The organism is Nostoc sp. 106C (genome assembly GCF_002154725.1).
GTDB lineage: Bacteria > Cyanobacteriota > Cyanobacteriia > Cyanobacteriales > Nostocaceae > Aulosira.
Genome location: NZ_MTAW01000185.1, coordinates 78,996 through 94,639 on the forward strand (window position 1 = coordinate 78,996; position 15,644 = coordinate 94,639).

The 15,644-nt window shown below is 42.1% G+C and carries 13 protein-coding genes, 1 tRNA gene and 1 pseudogene; 7 read left to right on the plus strand and 8 right to left on the minus strand.

The window, feature by feature from the left end:
- Positions 1-103: 103 nt before the first annotated feature.
- Together BV375_RS28585 and BV375_RS28590 are read right to left on the minus strand one after the other, a co-directional pair.
- A complete protein-coding gene (locus BV375_RS28585) occupies positions 104-985 on the minus strand; it encodes a CPBP family intramembrane glutamic endopeptidase (protein ID WP_086766793.1) in 882 nt (293 codons plus the stop codon).
- A 169-nt stretch (positions 986-1,154) separates the two neighbouring features.
- Positions 1,155-1,598 (minus strand): AbrB family transcriptional regulator, encoded by a 444-nt coding sequence (locus BV375_RS28590; protein WP_086766794.1) that lies wholly within the window; start codon positions 1,596-1,598, stop codon positions 1,155-1,157.
- Between the two features lie 1,572 nt (positions 1,599-3,170).
- Here BV375_RS28590 and BV375_RS28595 point away from each other — a divergent pair.
- Positions 3,171-4,178, plus strand: a complete 1,008-nt coding sequence (locus tag BV375_RS28595; protein ID WP_208099208.1) for a succinate dehydrogenase/fumarate reductase iron-sulfur subunit — start codon at positions 3,171-3,173, stop codon at positions 4,176-4,178.
- A gap of 339 nt (positions 4,179-4,517) precedes the next feature.
- On the opposite strand, the gene BV375_RS28600 is transcribed toward BV375_RS28595, so the two are convergent.
- The 4 genes from BV375_RS28600 to BV375_RS28615 form a co-directional block, all read right to left on the minus strand.
- Entirely contained in the window at positions 4,518-5,042 is a 525-nt protein-coding gene (locus tag BV375_RS28600; protein WP_086766796.1) for a TolB family protein, read from the minus strand.
- Positions 5,043-5,116: 74 nt separating this feature from the next.
- Entirely contained in the window at positions 5,117-5,686 is a 570-nt protein-coding gene (locus tag BV375_RS28605) for a TolB family protein (RefSeq protein ID WP_086766798.1), read from the minus strand.
- A 30-nt stretch (positions 5,687-5,716) separates the two neighbouring features.
- Entirely contained in the window at positions 5,717-6,622 is a 906-nt protein-coding gene (locus BV375_RS28610) for a Ycf66 family protein (RefSeq protein WP_086766800.1), read from the minus strand.
- A 255-nt stretch (positions 6,623-6,877) separates the two neighbouring features.
- Positions 6,878-6,997 carry a photosystem II reaction center X protein gene (locus BV375_RS28615; RefSeq protein WP_086681980.1) on the minus strand — a complete coding sequence of 40 codons (120 nt, stop codon included), beginning with the start codon at positions 6,995-6,997 and terminating at the stop codon, positions 6,878-6,880.
- Positions 6,998-7,254: 257 nt separating this feature from the next.
- On the opposite strand from BV375_RS28615, the gene BV375_RS28620 reads away from it, so the two are divergent.
- A complete protein-coding gene (locus BV375_RS28620; RefSeq protein ID WP_086766802.1) occupies positions 7,255-7,548 on the plus strand; it encodes a YggT family protein in 294 nt (97 codons plus the stop codon).
- Positions 7,549-7,619: 71 nt separating this feature from the next.
- On the opposite strand, the gene accC is transcribed toward BV375_RS28620, so the two are convergent.
- Positions 7,620-8,969, minus strand: coding sequence for an acetyl-CoA carboxylase biotin carboxylase subunit (gene accC / locus BV375_RS28625; RefSeq protein WP_086766804.1), 1,350 nt, complete (start codon positions 8,967-8,969; stop codon positions 7,620-7,622).
- 372 nt (positions 8,970-9,341) lie between these two features.
- On the opposite strand from accC, the gene BV375_RS28630 reads away from it, so the two are divergent.
- From BV375_RS28630 to BV375_RS28650, 5 genes are all read left to right on the plus strand, one after another.
- A tRNA-Leu gene (locus BV375_RS28630) sits at positions 9,342-9,422 on the plus strand.
- 138 nt (positions 9,423-9,560) lie between these two features.
- Positions 9,561-10,184, plus strand: coding sequence for a chorismate lyase (locus BV375_RS28635; protein ID WP_086766806.1), 624 nt, complete (start codon positions 9,561-9,563; stop codon positions 10,182-10,184).
- A gap of 789 nt (positions 10,185-10,973) precedes the next feature.
- Positions 10,974-12,674, plus strand: a complete 1,701-nt coding sequence (locus BV375_RS28640; RefSeq protein WP_086766808.1) for a DUF3352 domain-containing protein — start codon at positions 10,974-10,976, stop codon at positions 12,672-12,674.
- Positions 12,675-13,045: 371 nt separating this feature from the next.
- On the plus strand, positions 13,046-14,101 hold the full coding sequence (gene ccsB, locus BV375_RS28645; RefSeq protein ID WP_086766810.1) for a c-type cytochrome biogenesis protein CcsB: 1,056 nt from the start codon (positions 13,046-13,048) through the stop codon (positions 14,099-14,101).
- 149 nt (positions 14,102-14,250) lie between these two features.
- The gene (locus BV375_RS28650; RefSeq protein WP_086766812.1) at positions 14,251-14,571 is read left to right on the plus strand and encodes a Uma2 family endonuclease; all 321 of its coding nucleotides are present in this window, start codon (positions 14,251-14,253) and stop codon (positions 14,569-14,571) included.
- A 168-nt stretch (positions 14,572-14,739) separates the two neighbouring features.
- Here the strand turns inward: BV375_RS28650 and BV375_RS28655 are convergent.
- A pseudogene (locus BV375_RS28655) lies at positions 14,740-15,639 on the minus strand (ISAzo13 family transposase).
- Between the last annotated feature and the right edge of the window lie 5 nt (positions 15,640-15,644).

Below are 15,644 nucleotides of genomic sequence, written 5' to 3' on the forward strand. Positions count from 1 at the left end.
AACGCACCGGCTAGCTTTTATTTGGTCGTTTGATCGACTGACTATCTGCGGCGATAGATTGAGTATGCCCCCTGCTGCTCTTGCTATTTTATATACTGTATTATCAATCACCCAGCTTTACGAATTGAAGAAATAACCAGAGAATCGCCCCAGCCAGCAAAACACAGACAATTCCGGCTAAACCAGCTAAAGGTTTTTTGTTCTTGCCCGTAAACCACTCAGATACTTTACCTGTAGAAGTAATTACTTGTGCTGTGTCTAAAGTGGCGATCGCCCATACCCATCCTGCATGTAATCCCCAAGCTATACCCAAATTCTCGCGATCGGTAAACCTGGCCAACACCAATACCATTCCCATCAGCCATAGTCCAGGGAGTTGGGGGATGGTTTCACGTTGTTCCCAAACTAGGTGCAGCAGGGCAAAAATTAAGCTAGAAATTACTGCGGCTAACCAAACTGGGTATTCGCGATTTAATTCAGTAAATAAGAAACCCCGAAAAATTAATTCTTCTATGGCACCCACTAATAGCGCTATCAATAAAATTGGTAGCAAGTTGGGTAGTATTAACTCGTTATTCGACTGTTGCCATTGGCACCAACCCAGCCATAATTGAAAGCTAAACACAATAGCTATGTTCAGTACTCCCAAGCTCAAACCTAAGAGCAAAGAACTGAAAATTGAAATATTACCAACAAAGCCGTAATCAGACAAAGATCTTAATCCTAGCCAATTAATTCCCCAAAAAATCAACGGGGCTAATAGATAAAGGGGCAATAATAAGGGTAACTTTTGCTCAGGTTGCAAACTTTTACCTGGTTGCCATTTGAGTGCGATCGCTACTACTAATGCTAGCGGCAACCAGCAGCCTACCCAGGCAATAAAAAAAGCCATCACTACAACTAATACTGGTGCATTTTTGAGAAATACCAGTAGGGCGTTGGCTGATGGCTCTAAGAATGTTATTAAAATAGGCACAAAAAACACGACTAACTTCTTGCAACAATAGATTTCTTGATTCTTAATCAAGACTCTACTAAAATTAGTGACTTATGCAAGAGGCCTAATCGTATTTTTCGACTGTGTCAGTTTGTTGTATTGGTAGAGATAAGTTATCAAGCATTAGCCTTCAACCTATCCCTATCATTAAAACAACTTACTCTTCGTCGTCTTCTAAATCTTCATCATCCACTTCGTCGTCATCTAAATCTGGCTGGGTTAATTTCTTGTCACTTTCACCGAGTTGAATCAAGTGAATGTGCTTGTATCCCAGCCTAATTTCAAATTCATCACCTGGCTTTAAGCCCATTGCTTTGGTGTATGTAGCACCAATAACAATTTGACCATTTTGATGGACGCTAACTCGATATGTCGGTTCACGACCCCGGCCATCTTTTGGTGCTTCTGGACTAAGAGGAATTCCTCTAGCCGATAGCAAAGCGTCATAAAAATCAGTGAGATTGACACGAACTTGATTATTCTTAGTGACCGTGTAATAGCCGCACTGCTTTGCTCTTTCTCGACGCGGTAAATTGGAAAGCTCTTTTACTTTAGCAAGCAATGCTTTTCCGGTTAATGGTGCGGTTGCAGTTTCACTCATTATGCTCAAAATTTCCTTACTTTCTCCAAACTAATAAACTATCTTGTCTTGTGCCAGGATTTAGCTTTTTAGCTTCTGCACAGAGCTACTCTGGTCACTAAGCTGTGGGTAAATTCCTGTTGCTATGGGTAAGCCCAAGCGCCTCTATTATGGTTGCCCACAAAAAATTAGAGGTCATGGTGATCACAGGCATTAATTTCGGTGATTTTGCGTCACTTTTAACCATGATTCGCCAAAGAAAATGAAATTAATTTTTCTTTTGGCACTACTGTAGTGGTGTAACTTTAAGCCACCTTTACAAATTATGTGGGTTCTACTGCAAATAAGTCCTAGACCAAGAAATTGCAGGTTTTCCACTTTCAGTGCTTGCCTTTGTTGCCGTTGAGTTATAGGGTTTACCCTACTATTACTCTTAAGCTTCAGACAGCATGAGATTTGAAAATGGTCATACAGGCATACACCCTTTTGCCCTGATAGTAGAGACGTGAATTTTTTTGTCTCTACATTACGAAATAAACGAAGCAGTAGTAGCCGCGCTTGTACGGCTCTTGATACTGGTTTTGTTACTTCGTAATTTTATATTAAATACTAGCATGGACTAATAATAGCAAAATTGTTGTTTTATTTAGAATTAAAGTTGCTAGTAAATTTTTATTTAAATATCCTAGCTCTGGTAAGTAAAAACCAATGAGGATTTTTCTTGCGCTTGATTGCGGTGATGAGTATTCTAGCAGTACTTTTCTAAAAGTTACTCTAATTTAGACCGCCAGTTTTGACAAGAGAGTTAAATCGAAGATGTGCTTGATTGAGAGGAGACAAAAAGTCATAGGGATTTAGCTCTCTCTTGATAGCCAACAGACAAACACTAGATAGAGTATTATTTACGTCTGTCTTTGGGAAGAATTAGTTTTTCTACATCTGTCTATTGCATTATTGCCAGTACAAGATGTTAATTATCGGTTTAACACTTCTATATAAACAAAAAGTTCCCAATTTATAACCGTTTGCGCTATCCTTCCAGGGAAGTCTTGATTTTTGTTGACATCAAGATACATTGCTACCCTAAGGTGGATTTAATAGATTTATTTGAGCTATGGAGGGAATTTTGACCAGTTCATATCTGGCTAACTATTTCTTACCTATACTGCCAAACAGGTCAATTAAATGTAAAGCAGCAATAATTTTTTGATGTTGGGTCAATAGCAGCAGACAACTATTGCCTGCGTTACTCATACAACTAAAATTTTAATGGTTATGCTGAAAGTAGTACTGCTGTGTAGAATTCAAAATATTCTCAGGGAAGCCACCCGAAGAGTGATTATTAAAATACCTTAGGAGAAGCTACCTTTAGGGCGACTACAAAAACCTTATATTTTAGGATTTTGAGCTATTTTTGGGTATTACTCTATTCTTGCAACGCTGTACTAGAATCGGTAGGACTTTAGTCATCAGCCTATTAACAGCTAGCTGAAATAAAGAGCAACAAAAGTATATCTCATTTTTCGGAGTGACTTGCCTGGAATTCAGATTGTTCAGGTAGGTAGGAAAATTTCAAAATTTTGGTTGGTGGTAATGGAAATTCTTTTCAAGGTCATTCGACAACAACAAAATTCCTCTCCTATTGTGCAAACTTACCTTTTGGAGGTAGAATCTGGCAATACAATCCTTGATTGTCTCAATCGCATTAAATGGGAGCAAGATGGCACTTTAGCGTATCGTAAAAATTGTCGCAACACAATTTGTGGCAGCTGCGCTATGCGAATTAATGGGCGATCTGCTTTAGCTTGTAAGGAAAATGTTGGCAGTGAAATTGCCAGATTACAAAAGACTCCATCGCCAGCGCGTGAGGTAAATGCTCTTCCAGAAATCACGATCGCACCTCTAGGCAATATGCCTGTAATTAAGGATTTGGTAGTGGATATGAGCAGTTTCTGGAATAATTTAGAGGCGGTGACTCCGTATGTGAGTACGGCAGCACGACAAGTTCCAGAAAGAGAATTTTTACAAACGCCACAAGAGCGATCGCGGCTCGATCAAACTGGTAATTGTATTATGTGTGGAGCCTGCTACTCTGAGTGCAATGCTCGTGAAGTAAATACCGATTTTGTGGGTCCTCATGCCTTGGCCAAAGCTTACCGGATGGTAGCAGACTCCCGCGACCAAGAAACTGAAAAACGGTTAGAAGATTATAACGAAGGGACTAAAGGAGTTTGGGGTTGTACCCGTTGTTTATACTGTGATTCAGTTTGTCCAATGGATGTAGCACCACTAGAGCAAATTACCAAAATTAAACAAGAAATTCTCACACACAAACAAGCTAGCGATGGTCGCTCAATTCGTCACCGTAAAGTATTAATCGAGTTGGTGAAAGAAGGAGGCTGGATTGATGAACGTAAATTTGGTTTACACGTCGTTGGTAATTATTTTCGAGATCTTCGAGGATTGCTCAGTTTGGCACCCCTCGGTTTGCGGATGATAACTAAAGGTAAATTTCCACTTTCCTTTGAATCTTCCGAAGGTACTCAACAAGTGCGATCGCTCATTGAATCTGTGGAAGAAGTAATTAGATCTGGAGATTAGGGCAAGGGAAGGAAAACAAGGTGAGCCACTTGCGGTGAACGAGTTTCCTGGCATAAGCAAAGTGGCTCACCCGTTCGATGAAGTCGTTCCCGCAGGGTAGGGGGACGCAAAAACCCAAAGAAATAACTAATAACCAATGACAAAGCGCAAAGTCGAGCCACTGCGTTCCTGAGCCACCCCCGTGCGGGGGTTCCCCTTTGGGGGGAGTGGCGTGTCGCCCTGCGTCGGAAACCTCCGCTCAGACGGCAGTTCCTTTAAGCGGGGTTCCCCCGCTTAAAGGAACTGCCTCAACTTTGTAAGAGAGGACAAATGACTATAGACCCTTAACTTTTGACTTCCTCAACGTGGATCTTGAGGTATATTTAATGGTCGTCCAAAACGGTCATAGACTAAGATATCCCACTGACCATTATTAGTTGATTCAAAGGCAATCCTAGTACCATCAGCGCTAATCGTGGGATTGCGGACTTCTGCTTGCAAATTAGCAGTTAAATTCCGCGATTGGCGTGTTTCTCGGTCGTAGAGAAAGATAGCTGATCGCCCTTGTCGGCTGGCTGCAAAAACTACATAACGACCATCCTCAGAAATACTAGGATGAGAAGCGATCGTATCTAAAGTATTTAAACCTGGTAAATCAACCAAATTAGCAGTTATCCGATCAAACAAGTAAACATCTTGGCTACCTCGTCTGTCAGTAGTAAAAATAATATATCTGCCAGCAATTTGGGGGTTTAATTCTGACGCTAAACTGTTGAGGCTGCGACCTCCTGGATCGAAAGGATAACTCACAAGGCGGGGATAGCCAAAACACCCAGTCAACAAACCGGAGCAGGCAATTACAGATATAAAAATAGATTTTTTCATATGTTAGTCATTAGTCATTAGTAAATCGTAAATAGTCTAGTAACTAATAACTCACAATTTTTTCTGATTTTTACTTATGGTGCTGTGGGTGGTGGAGCGATGGTTGCACCATTGGGAATATCTAACTCTATATTTGGCCCCCGGTCTAGAACTTCAATGTCCCACTGACCGCGGCTAGCGGTTTCAAATACAACATAACGCCCGTCTGGGCTAATACCTGGTTTTCTTACCCAGCCACGATAAATTGGGGTGAGAATTTGTGACTGTTGCGTAGCGCGATCGTAAAGTGCTACCACTGGTCTGCCTTGGTCGCTAGTTAGATAAGCAATGTAACGTCCTGTGTAGCTCAAGCTAGGACTTTCGGCAATTGTCTCCGGCCGGTTTAAGCCTGGGGTGCCAATAAAACTTTGCCTCTCTAAGTCATATACCAAAATTTGGTGACTACCATTACGATTGGACACAAACGCTAAAAAGCGCCCATTTCCACTCAAAGTCGGTTGTTCTTCCGTGTAACGGCTGTTGAGGGAAGTAGGACCAATCGGAATATCACTGGAATTACAAGACACAAGCACAGTTGCCAAGCTAAAAACTAGGCTCCAATGAATCGGTCTTTGGAGCCAAAATACTGGTGTAAATTTTTTCACCTCAACTATTTTCCATCGCCCCTGACTGTTTTAAATATCATCAAAATTGGTTGAATTATCAGAATTTTCATCTGGTCGTTCAAGCGGTTTGTATTCTACGTAATCAGTTGGTATCGCCTCATCATCCTCACGCTCTCTGCGGGAAGTTGAGTCACTAGCTGGACGACGCCTTCTTGGTCTGGGGGTGACATCCTCATCACGACTTTCTGGTCGCTGCGGTCCGTTATTGCCACGACGAGAAGGTTTTCTCGTTTCTCCTCCCGAACTATCCCAATCATCAACCTCTCTAGAAGCAGAACCCCAATCTTCTTGTTCCAACCTATCTGAGGGACGACTCACAGAACGTCCAGAAGTACGGCGACGACTTTTATCTCCTGCGTCCTGCCTGTCATTAATGTTGCGACGTTCTGAACGACGAGGTGGTTGTTCCTCATAGTAATCGTCACGAGATGAACGCTCCTCCCTGCTAGCACGAATTCGGGGACGTACAGGGCGTTCCTCTTCTTCATAAGGCAATGGATCTAAATCGTCATCCACCTCAGCCTGATATCCCCGCCGCTTATTATAAGAATAGTTGTTGCTCACTGGACGGTCTTCATCCACAATTGGAGTGTTGCGCTTGGCTTGCTGGGTAGCGATACTACGCAAGCGAATACTTTCAACTGCAAAAAACACGGTTGTGCCGACTAAAAGCAGCTGACCAAATTGCAAAATTGGGTCTAGTCGCCAACCTTGGAAGATCAAAATAAAGCCACAAAGTAAGCCTACTGCCGCAAAAAAGATATCTTGATCTCGTGACAGTTCTGGACGCACAGTCCGCAAAAAATACAGTGCTGCCCCAGCCACAGCCAGGAAAATTCCTAGAATACTGGCTGAGTTCGTTCCAAAATTTACCTGAGCCAGAATACTGGCTGAGTTCAGCCCAAAATTTATCATTGCTGTTTTCCCAATATCAAATCTATGTTAGCGAGTCACAATTAAAATCACTACTCTAAACAGGCACAATAAATATATTGAAGCTTCAAAGCAACTGGTAAAGAAGCTTTGAAGCTGTCCACCGAAAGCTAAAATTTTTTTGTCTGTCAGCTAAGTATACCTTGTCTCCTGTAAGAGGAATTGCGGCGCTTGCTGCAATTAGATAGATAGCTAACAGACAATCGTTTTTAAGAGTCAAACTGACTCCCGCAAACATTATGAACGCTGAATTTTATCTTTTTGGCTTATGAAAATCAAACCAACTGTCGCAGGAATAACGACAATCACAGCACCCCAAAACAGACTCCAAAGAAAATTTGCTAAAGCAGGTGTCATAGTTCTCAACCTTTTTTTACACACTTCATCATAATTCTAATGGTGTATCACTTCCTTGAGAAGCCTTTAATCATGAGCTACAAAATGACCACTGCCCTCACAAATGATTAGGTTAACTGCCTTAGCGTATTTGCTTTTCGATCCCAGAAAGGAAGTGACAGCATTTGGTTAAAATTATAGAGAGTGCTTAACAAAGCTTAAAAATTTTTGAATGTCGCTTAGGTTTTTTCTGCGTTCACAGATAGTACTTCAAACCAATGACTGCTGTTAACCTGACTACTTGGATTCTCAATCCTGTATTGGGATTGATGATATTTTTGTTTATTTTTCGCATCATTCTCACTTGGTATCCGCAAGTGGATCTGAATCGGTTTCCCTTGAATTTGATAGCTTGGCCAACTGAACCTTTTTTAGTACTGCTGCGAAAACTTGTACCACCCATAGGTGGAGTAGATATTACCCCAATTATTTGGGTTGGGATTTTCAGTTTGCTACGAGAAATTCTGTTGGGTCAGCAAGGCTTACTGACTATGTTGTCTCGTGTGAGTTAGGGAATGGGGCATCAGGTATAGAGCTTTTATCCCTTGTGTCCTCCTAGCCTCTATTCCCTAATTCTTGAGTACTACCCTTGGCTATTTAACTCCTGCACGAAATTGGTGTACACATTACCCTGCAAAAACTGAGGCGTTTCCATAATTCTTTGATGAAACCCAATAGTCGTAGGCAGTCCAGTAATTGCGCACTCCCGTAACGCTCGTTTCATCCGGTTAATAGCAGTAGGACGATCAGCTCCCCAAACAATTAACTTACCAATTAGGGAATCGTAATAAGGAGGTATTTGGTAATCGGTGTAGACATGGGAATCAATGCGTACACCAGGACCACCAGGTGGGAGATAACCACTGATTCGTCCAGGAGAAGGGCGAAAGTCGTGGTCGGGGTCTTCGGCGTTAATCCGGCATTCAATAGCATGACCTTGTAAAATTACTTGGTCTTGAGTCAACTTGAGTCTTTCCCCTTGGGCAACCCGGATTTGTTCAGCCACCAAGTCTACTCCAGTAATCATCTCTGTCACGGGATGCTCAACTTGAATCCGGGTGTTCATTTCCATAAAGTAGAATTTACCGGATCTATCCAAAAGAAATTCGATAGTCCCTGCCCCACTGTAGTTAATAAACTGGGCAGCTTTCACGGCAGCTTGGCCCATTTTATCTCGCAGATCTGAGTCGAGAGCGGGGCTGGGAGCTTCTTCTAAAAGCTTTTGATTGCGTCGTTGAATCGAGCAATCCCGTTCGCCTAAATGGATGACGTTGCCGTAATTATCTGCCAAAATTTGAAATTCAATATGGCGTGGACGCTCAATAAATTTTTCTATATAAACGCCAGAATTACCAAAGGCAGCACCTGCTTCTCCTTGAGCTGCTAGGAAAAGTTTGACGAATTCGCTCTCACAAGTCACTAGACGCATACCCCGTCCACCGCCACCAGCTGTGGCTTTGATCATGACTGGATAGCCAATATCTTTGGCAAATGCTAATCCTTCTTGCTCAGACTCTACCAAACCATCACTACCTGGTACTGTAGGTACCCCAGCCTTTTGCATGGTTTCTTTGGCAGTGGATTTATCGCCCATCAAGCGTATAGCTTCGGGGGTGGGGCCAATAAAGGCAATATGATGGTCGGCACATATTTCGGCAAACCGGGCATTTTCTGCTAGGAAGCCATATCCAGGATGAATAGCGCTGGCATTACGCGTCAAGGCGGCAGCAATGATATTGGGAATATTCAAATAACTTTTACTGCTGGCAGGTTCGCCAATGCAAACCGCTTCATCGGCAAGTTGCACATGTAGAGCATTACGGTCAACAGTGGAGTGAACGGCAACTGTCACAATTCCCATTTCTTCACAGGCGCGGAGAATACGAAGGGCGATTTCTCCCCGATTGGCAATTAATATTTTGTCAAACTTCATTTTTTAGCTTCGATATCTGTACCAGTAGATTGACATTCTCTCCCATTCAACTTGCAACAATGCTTTCCGCCTTATTTCAAATTATGACAGGAGATTCCCTAACCTCATCCCAAGAAGAGGGTATAAGCCCTCCGGGCAGCTTCCCAAAGGGTAGGATTTGGCTGAGAGTGCCTACGGGGTTTAACTAGATTAACAATATTGCTACTGTTCGTCTCTTGCATTCACCCAAACTAGGTTGTTGCAAGCGTACCGTGCATCCCACGTTGGCTATACCCCTTTTAATATCACTCCTGAAGTGACTATATTTCTGTCCGTCTGATATCCGCTGGCAGAAAATTTATGCTATATTCTTAATTCAGTGATAAAACCCGTGCGGATGTGGCGGAATTGGTATACGCGCACGCTTGAGGTGCGTGTGGCTTTGCCTTGCGAGTTCGAGTCTCGCCATCCGCATTTTTTAGTGAATAGTCAGTTAAAAGTCAATGGTTAATGGTTGCAAAACCTAAGATCATTGACTTTTAGCTTTGGAATCTATATTTAATACTAGTTTTTTATGCTTTCATAGAAATAAGTGAACTTTTGTAAAGAACATTGACTGCTATTTTTAAGCCGACAAACAATTTAACACTGCCAGCAGCATGGTATCGTCTGACTCCGATTTGGCAAGGTGGGGAGGATGTAATCAAGCAAAGTTTGCCCCACTCTCAACTGGCACCAACTTGGCAAATGCTACTTTTGGGCGATGGCTCACCAACACGTCACTTAGAATTGCTCACAGGTGAGCCAACGGAAGTGGATGTAATTGATATGTCATTAATTGGCATGGACTCAGATGCTGCTCCCGATTTAATTCAAGCTGTCCCCGGCCCACGATTGCGGCGACAGGTTTGGCTGCGCACTGCTTCTGGTCAGAGATTGGCATATGCTACTTCTTGGTGGGAAGCCAGCCATGTAGATGAGTATTTGCAAAACCGTTCATTACCGATTTGGGCTAGTTTAGCGCGTCTGCGCACTGAGTTATATCGGGATGTCCAAGGCATTTACTGTGGTTGCTCACCTGGTTTAGAGTCTGGTTTTGAGGTGAGCGGGCCATTTTGGGGTCGTCACTATTTGTTTTGGCATCATGGACAGCCTTTGACATTAATATATGAAGTTTTCTCGCCTTATTTAACTAAATACTTGGGTCCTATGCAGCTAAGTTCTAGTAATCCCTAAAAAGCTAAAACTAAAGATTCTTTTTCTGGCCTTTTCGCTGAAGATACAATAGCAAGATGGCGAAAATTTAGTTTGTAATTGGCTACTACAGGCACATACCTGATGGCACAAGGCAGAAAGAAATGTGAGACTGTAGCTTTTAGGTGATTTATAACTGTTTTTATAAATTTTAAATAAATAACAAAAATTAACAATAACTGTATTGAAGCTGAGGAAATTAGTGCCTTTATTCAGTACAAAACCTGTCAATTTAAGGATTATTAAACCTAAAGCTCGTGGATTTCAACGTAATTGTTAATATTTTTGCTTTATCCAACAAAAATTAGCTACTTATCATTGAAAATGAGGAATACTGTTTGAAATAAAGCAATGCAATGTAACTAAATTTGTGCTTTAAGCTAGTATCCAATTTTTCAAATTTTTACTTCATGCCACAGTAGTGATCGCCTTCTGGCACAGTAAAAGCAACAGCTAAGTTAGATGAACTAATATAGCCATACTGATGACTTGCAGCTTTGTCAAGTTAGTTATATCCTCAGATCGCTTGGATAACGAATTTGCTCTGGAGAATTTTCCACCTTGTCCTGCGAAATAAACTAAAGTGTGTTACCAAAGGTGATTAACCACAAAAATAAAGCTTTTGAAATAGTTGGGAAAGTTGATGACCAAAGGAGCATCAATATCTAGGGTGGATAAATTAATGTAATTGGCTGCCCTAGAGCATGGGAAAACTTTTGGTTGACTTGACCAATCAAGTAATGAATTCGTAAGTATGAGGTGTAGGTTTCAATGGCACTGCCTGTTGTTTCTGTTCCGATGAAAAAAACAAAGAAACCATCTCTGGTGCTGACACTCTCTGCTGCTGGATTATTGATAGGTCTGGGGAGCACAGCATACTGGTTATTAACTCAGGGGCAACCATTTTCCAGAGATTTGCCAATAGGAGCAACTATTATTCCTCAGGATGCCCTGTTTGCGGTTTCTGTAACCACAGATCCTAAACAATGGCAGCAATTGCAGGAGTATGGGACAAAACAAACCCAAGCAGAGTTGGATAGAAATTTAATAAAATTGCGCGATCGCTTTCTAACTAGTAATGGTTATGACTTCCAGAAAGATATTCAACCTTGGGTAGGTAATGAAGTTACGCTGGCAATTCTCGCACCTCAAGCCAGTCAACCTGCACCCAAACCAGTTTCTACGAATGCAGATGCTGCTAGTAGTCAGCAGTCGATGGTAATGGTTCTGCCAGTAAAAAACCTAGAACAAGCCAAAAGCCTGTTGGCAAACCCCAAAACCTTAAAACAAAGCAAATGGATTGACCGCACATATCAAGGTTTTGCTATCAAACAAACCGATGGGCAAGCAGGGGAAAATATCTCAGCAACATTATTAGATGGGCAGTTCTTAGTTATTACTGATAATCCCAAAGCCACAGAACGAGCGATTGATGCCTATAAAAATAAAACTTCCTTAGCAACAACAGGGGGTTTTGCTGAGAATTTTCCCAAAATTGCTAATTACCAACCTTTTGCTCAGTTTTATGTGAATGTGCCAACAGCTGCTAGGATAGCTGCGGCTGCACCCAATCGCCAATTACCCGCCCAAGTTTTAGCTCAACTTCAGAATAATCAAGGCTTGGCGGGAACAATTAACTTAGAGCCGCAAGGCATACGTTTAAAAGGTGTTTCTTGGCTCAACCCGAATAGCCAGCGAGTGCTGGCGGTGGAAAATAAAGCTGGGAGAATGCAAAGCCTAGTGCCAGCCGAAACCTTAATGATGCTTTCTGGCGGGAATTTACAGCGCTTGTGGGGAGACTATGTTTTAACATCCCAAGGAAATCCCCTGTCGCCAATCACAGCAGAACAGCTACGAGGTGGTGTGAAATCCCTGACAAATCTAGATTTAGATCGAGATTTACTCCAGTGGATGAAAGGCGAGTTTTCTTTATCAATAATTCCCAATACGCCAAAAGATGTCTCAACAGCAGACTTTAGGGCTGGGTTACTGTTTATGGTACAGGCAAGCGATCGCACCTTAGCTGAAACATCCTTAAAACAGCTTGATGAAGTTATGAAAACTCAATACCAATTCCAGATCCAACCGGGATTGGTAGCAGGGAAATCGGTTGTCAACTGGGTGGGGCCCTATGGCACCTTAGCAGCTACCCACGGCTGGTTAGATGGAGATATTGCTTTCTTGCTAGTGGGTGCGCCGCTCGCCGATAAAATTGTTCCTAAACCTAGTAATACCCTAGCCAGCACAATTCCTTTCCAACAAACAGTACCCTCGGAACCCAATCCGACAAATGGTCAATTTTTCCTAGATGTCGAACGGACGGCGAAAAATTTTCCCCTACCAATCTTGTTTCCCAATCAACAAACTTGGTTAGCAGCAACACGTTCTATTGGCGTGACAACAGCCGTCAGCGACAGTCGCAGTACTCGCTATGACATTTTTTTCGCACTCAAAAAAGTTGACCGTTCATAAGAGGGGATGAGGGAGACAAGGAGGAAAAGCAAGTAGGGGTGCAGGGAAATAAATAACAAAGGACAAAGCGCAAAGTCGAGCCAGTCGTGTGGTGAGGCAGTCCGATCTTGGGGGTTCCCCCAGGAGGAACTGCCGAAAGGGTTTCCCGACTTGAAAGAACTGGCGTTGAGCGGAGGTTTCCTCCGATGGCTTCTCCTAAGGGAGACGCTGCGCGAACGCCAACGTCTCTGACGAACAGAACTTTGTAAGAGAGGACAAATGACAATTGACTCTTAACTTGATAAAAACCTATGACCCAATAACCTCTAAGCAGATAGGATCAGAACAGTCAGAATTAATATTTTTAAAGAATCTACTGGGGAGAACACTTTATGAATCTGGTTGTACTCCAGAACTGGCTGGACAATGCCTCTTTTGCCGTCTTATTCTTCACCATGCTGGTGTATTGGGTAGGGGCAGCTTTTCCGAATCTGCCGGTCATTGCAGCCTTGGGGACAGCTGGAATGGCGATCGCAAATTTGTGCATAGCCACCTTATTAGGGGCAAGATGGATAGAAGCTGGGTATTTTCCACTGAGCAATTTGTATGAATCACTATTTTTCTTAACTTGGGGAATTACCACTATTCATCTGATTGCTGAAAATTCTAGCCGCAGCCGCTTAGTGGGAGTGGTAACTGCCCCTGTGGCAATGGGGATTGCCGCTTTTGCTACCCTGACGCTACCATCAGCAATGCAAGCAGCAGAACCTTTAGTACCAGCACTCAAGTCAAATTGGCTGATGATGCACGTCAGCGTGATGATGTTGAGTTATGCTGCTTTGATGGTGGGTTCCTTGCTAGCGATCGCTTTTTTGATCGTCACTCGCGGTCAAAATATCCAACTACAAGGCAGTTCTGTCGGTACTGGTGGCTACCGCAGCAATGGCTATAAGTTGCACAAAGCAGGTGAGTTAGTTTCTCAACCACAAGTATCAGCGGTCGAAAATAATGGCTTTGTTCGCTATGAAAGCAATAGCAACGGTAATGGTAAAACCGCAGTTTTGAATTTAGTAACTGCCCCTCAGTCGCAAACCGTAACATCTGCTGAACCTCTTTCACCTCAACGTCTTAGCCTTGCCGAAACCCTAGATAACATCAGCTATCGCATCATTGGGCTAGGATTTCCCTTACTGACAATTGGTATTATTGCAGGTGCTGTTTGGGCTAACGAGGCTTGGGGTTCTTATTGGAGTTGGGACCCTAAAGAAACCTGGGCATTAATCACTTGGTTAGTTTTCGCCGCCTACCTCCACGCCAGAATTACTCGCGGTTGGCAAGGGCGTCGTCCAGCAATTTTAGCTGCTAGTGGCTTTGTTGTTGTTTGGGTTTGCTATTTGGGTGTGAATCTTTTAGGTAAGGGTTTGCATTCTTACGGTTGGTTTTTCTAAGAAACGTACCCCTTTCTCTGCTAGCGGAGAAGGGGACAATTAATTTTTAAACGCAGAGTCACACGGAGTAAACGCAGCGAAAACTTTCTCGAAGCCGGGTTTCCCTGCGTAGGAAACTTTTAAAGACAAAGGATTAGTTGTGAATAAATATGATGAAAATCCCAGTTCAAAAATTAACTTTTGCGGATTTTTTAGAACAGTACCCTGATGGTTCTGGTATCTATGAACTGGTAAATGGAGAGATTATCAAAGTGGAACCTACTAGGGCACATAAGAATTTAGCAAGATTTCTTATGCTGGGTTTCAATGATGAAATTAGGCGTTTAGGACTTGACTATATTGCTGATAAAGATGTAGTAGTTAGAACATTTTCTCAAACTGGTGAAGAACAAGGTAGAAATCCTGATGTGAGTGTAGTTAAAGCATCACAGTGGAATAGGGGACTTCCAAGAAATAAAATATACAGCTAATGAAAATGATAATCATTACAGTGGGTGAGGGCAAGGGTTGCTGTTAGCAACCCTTGCCCTCACAAATACACAAGAGAAATTACCACTTTCCTTGGATAAAGAGTGGTAATTAATGATGTAGTATTACTAATTCTCGGAGTTAGAAAACTTGAGAAATTATTTTTTTAATTATGTTGTTTCATAGCAAATATCAATAAACCATTTCCCTAAATCTGGAAAATTTTCATGACTGGAACTAGTCAAACGCGTAATTTGCTTCTCAATTTCTGCCATAGCTTCTTTAGTTAACCTAACTCCTAGCTCATAAGTTTTAGTGACTAGTTTAACAATAGGATGTTTACCATTCCATGTCATGTTATGAGCAAAATTTAAAGCTGTTTCCACTTCATCAAGGATGCTACCGTTCCAATAATTTTCTAGTACAGCCCAAGTTCGTTCAATCGGATTATATTTACTGTGATAGGGAGGGTAGTAAGCTCAGAAACGTAAGTTCAGTTGATATTTTTGAGAAAATTCAACTATGCGCTTCATAAATTGTGTACGCCGAGAGTTATTCTCTCCTCCGTTATCTTGATTAATAAGCAGAGTCTTTATTTCTGGAAATCGCTCCCCTTCTGATTCCCAAAAATCTGCTAAAATATCAACAATAAAATCACTCGTTACTTTTGATTCTGTAAAATATAAAAATAGTTCGTCAAGCCCTGGAAGGAAGATACCATAAGGAGTGACGCTTGTTTTAGGGTGGAAGTCATGGTCATCGGTTTTTGTCGGTGCTCGATTTCTACCACCACGGTCAAATGAGCCGATATTGACACGAGCTTTTGCATCTAAACTTAAACGTAAAATGCTTGAGTCATCCAAAGCCTCTTGATGAACTATAGCTAATTGCTCAAAGATTGCGTCGGTTTGGGGAATTTTTTTTGAGGTTGAATTTTGGCAACCCGTTTGAGGCGATATCCGCGCATTATTTAACTTAACGCGAATTGTTTCTGAAGTTGGTAATTCTTCATCTGCATAACCAAATTTCTGAATTAATTGATATCTCACTTGGGCAGCAGAAAGACGCATATAGA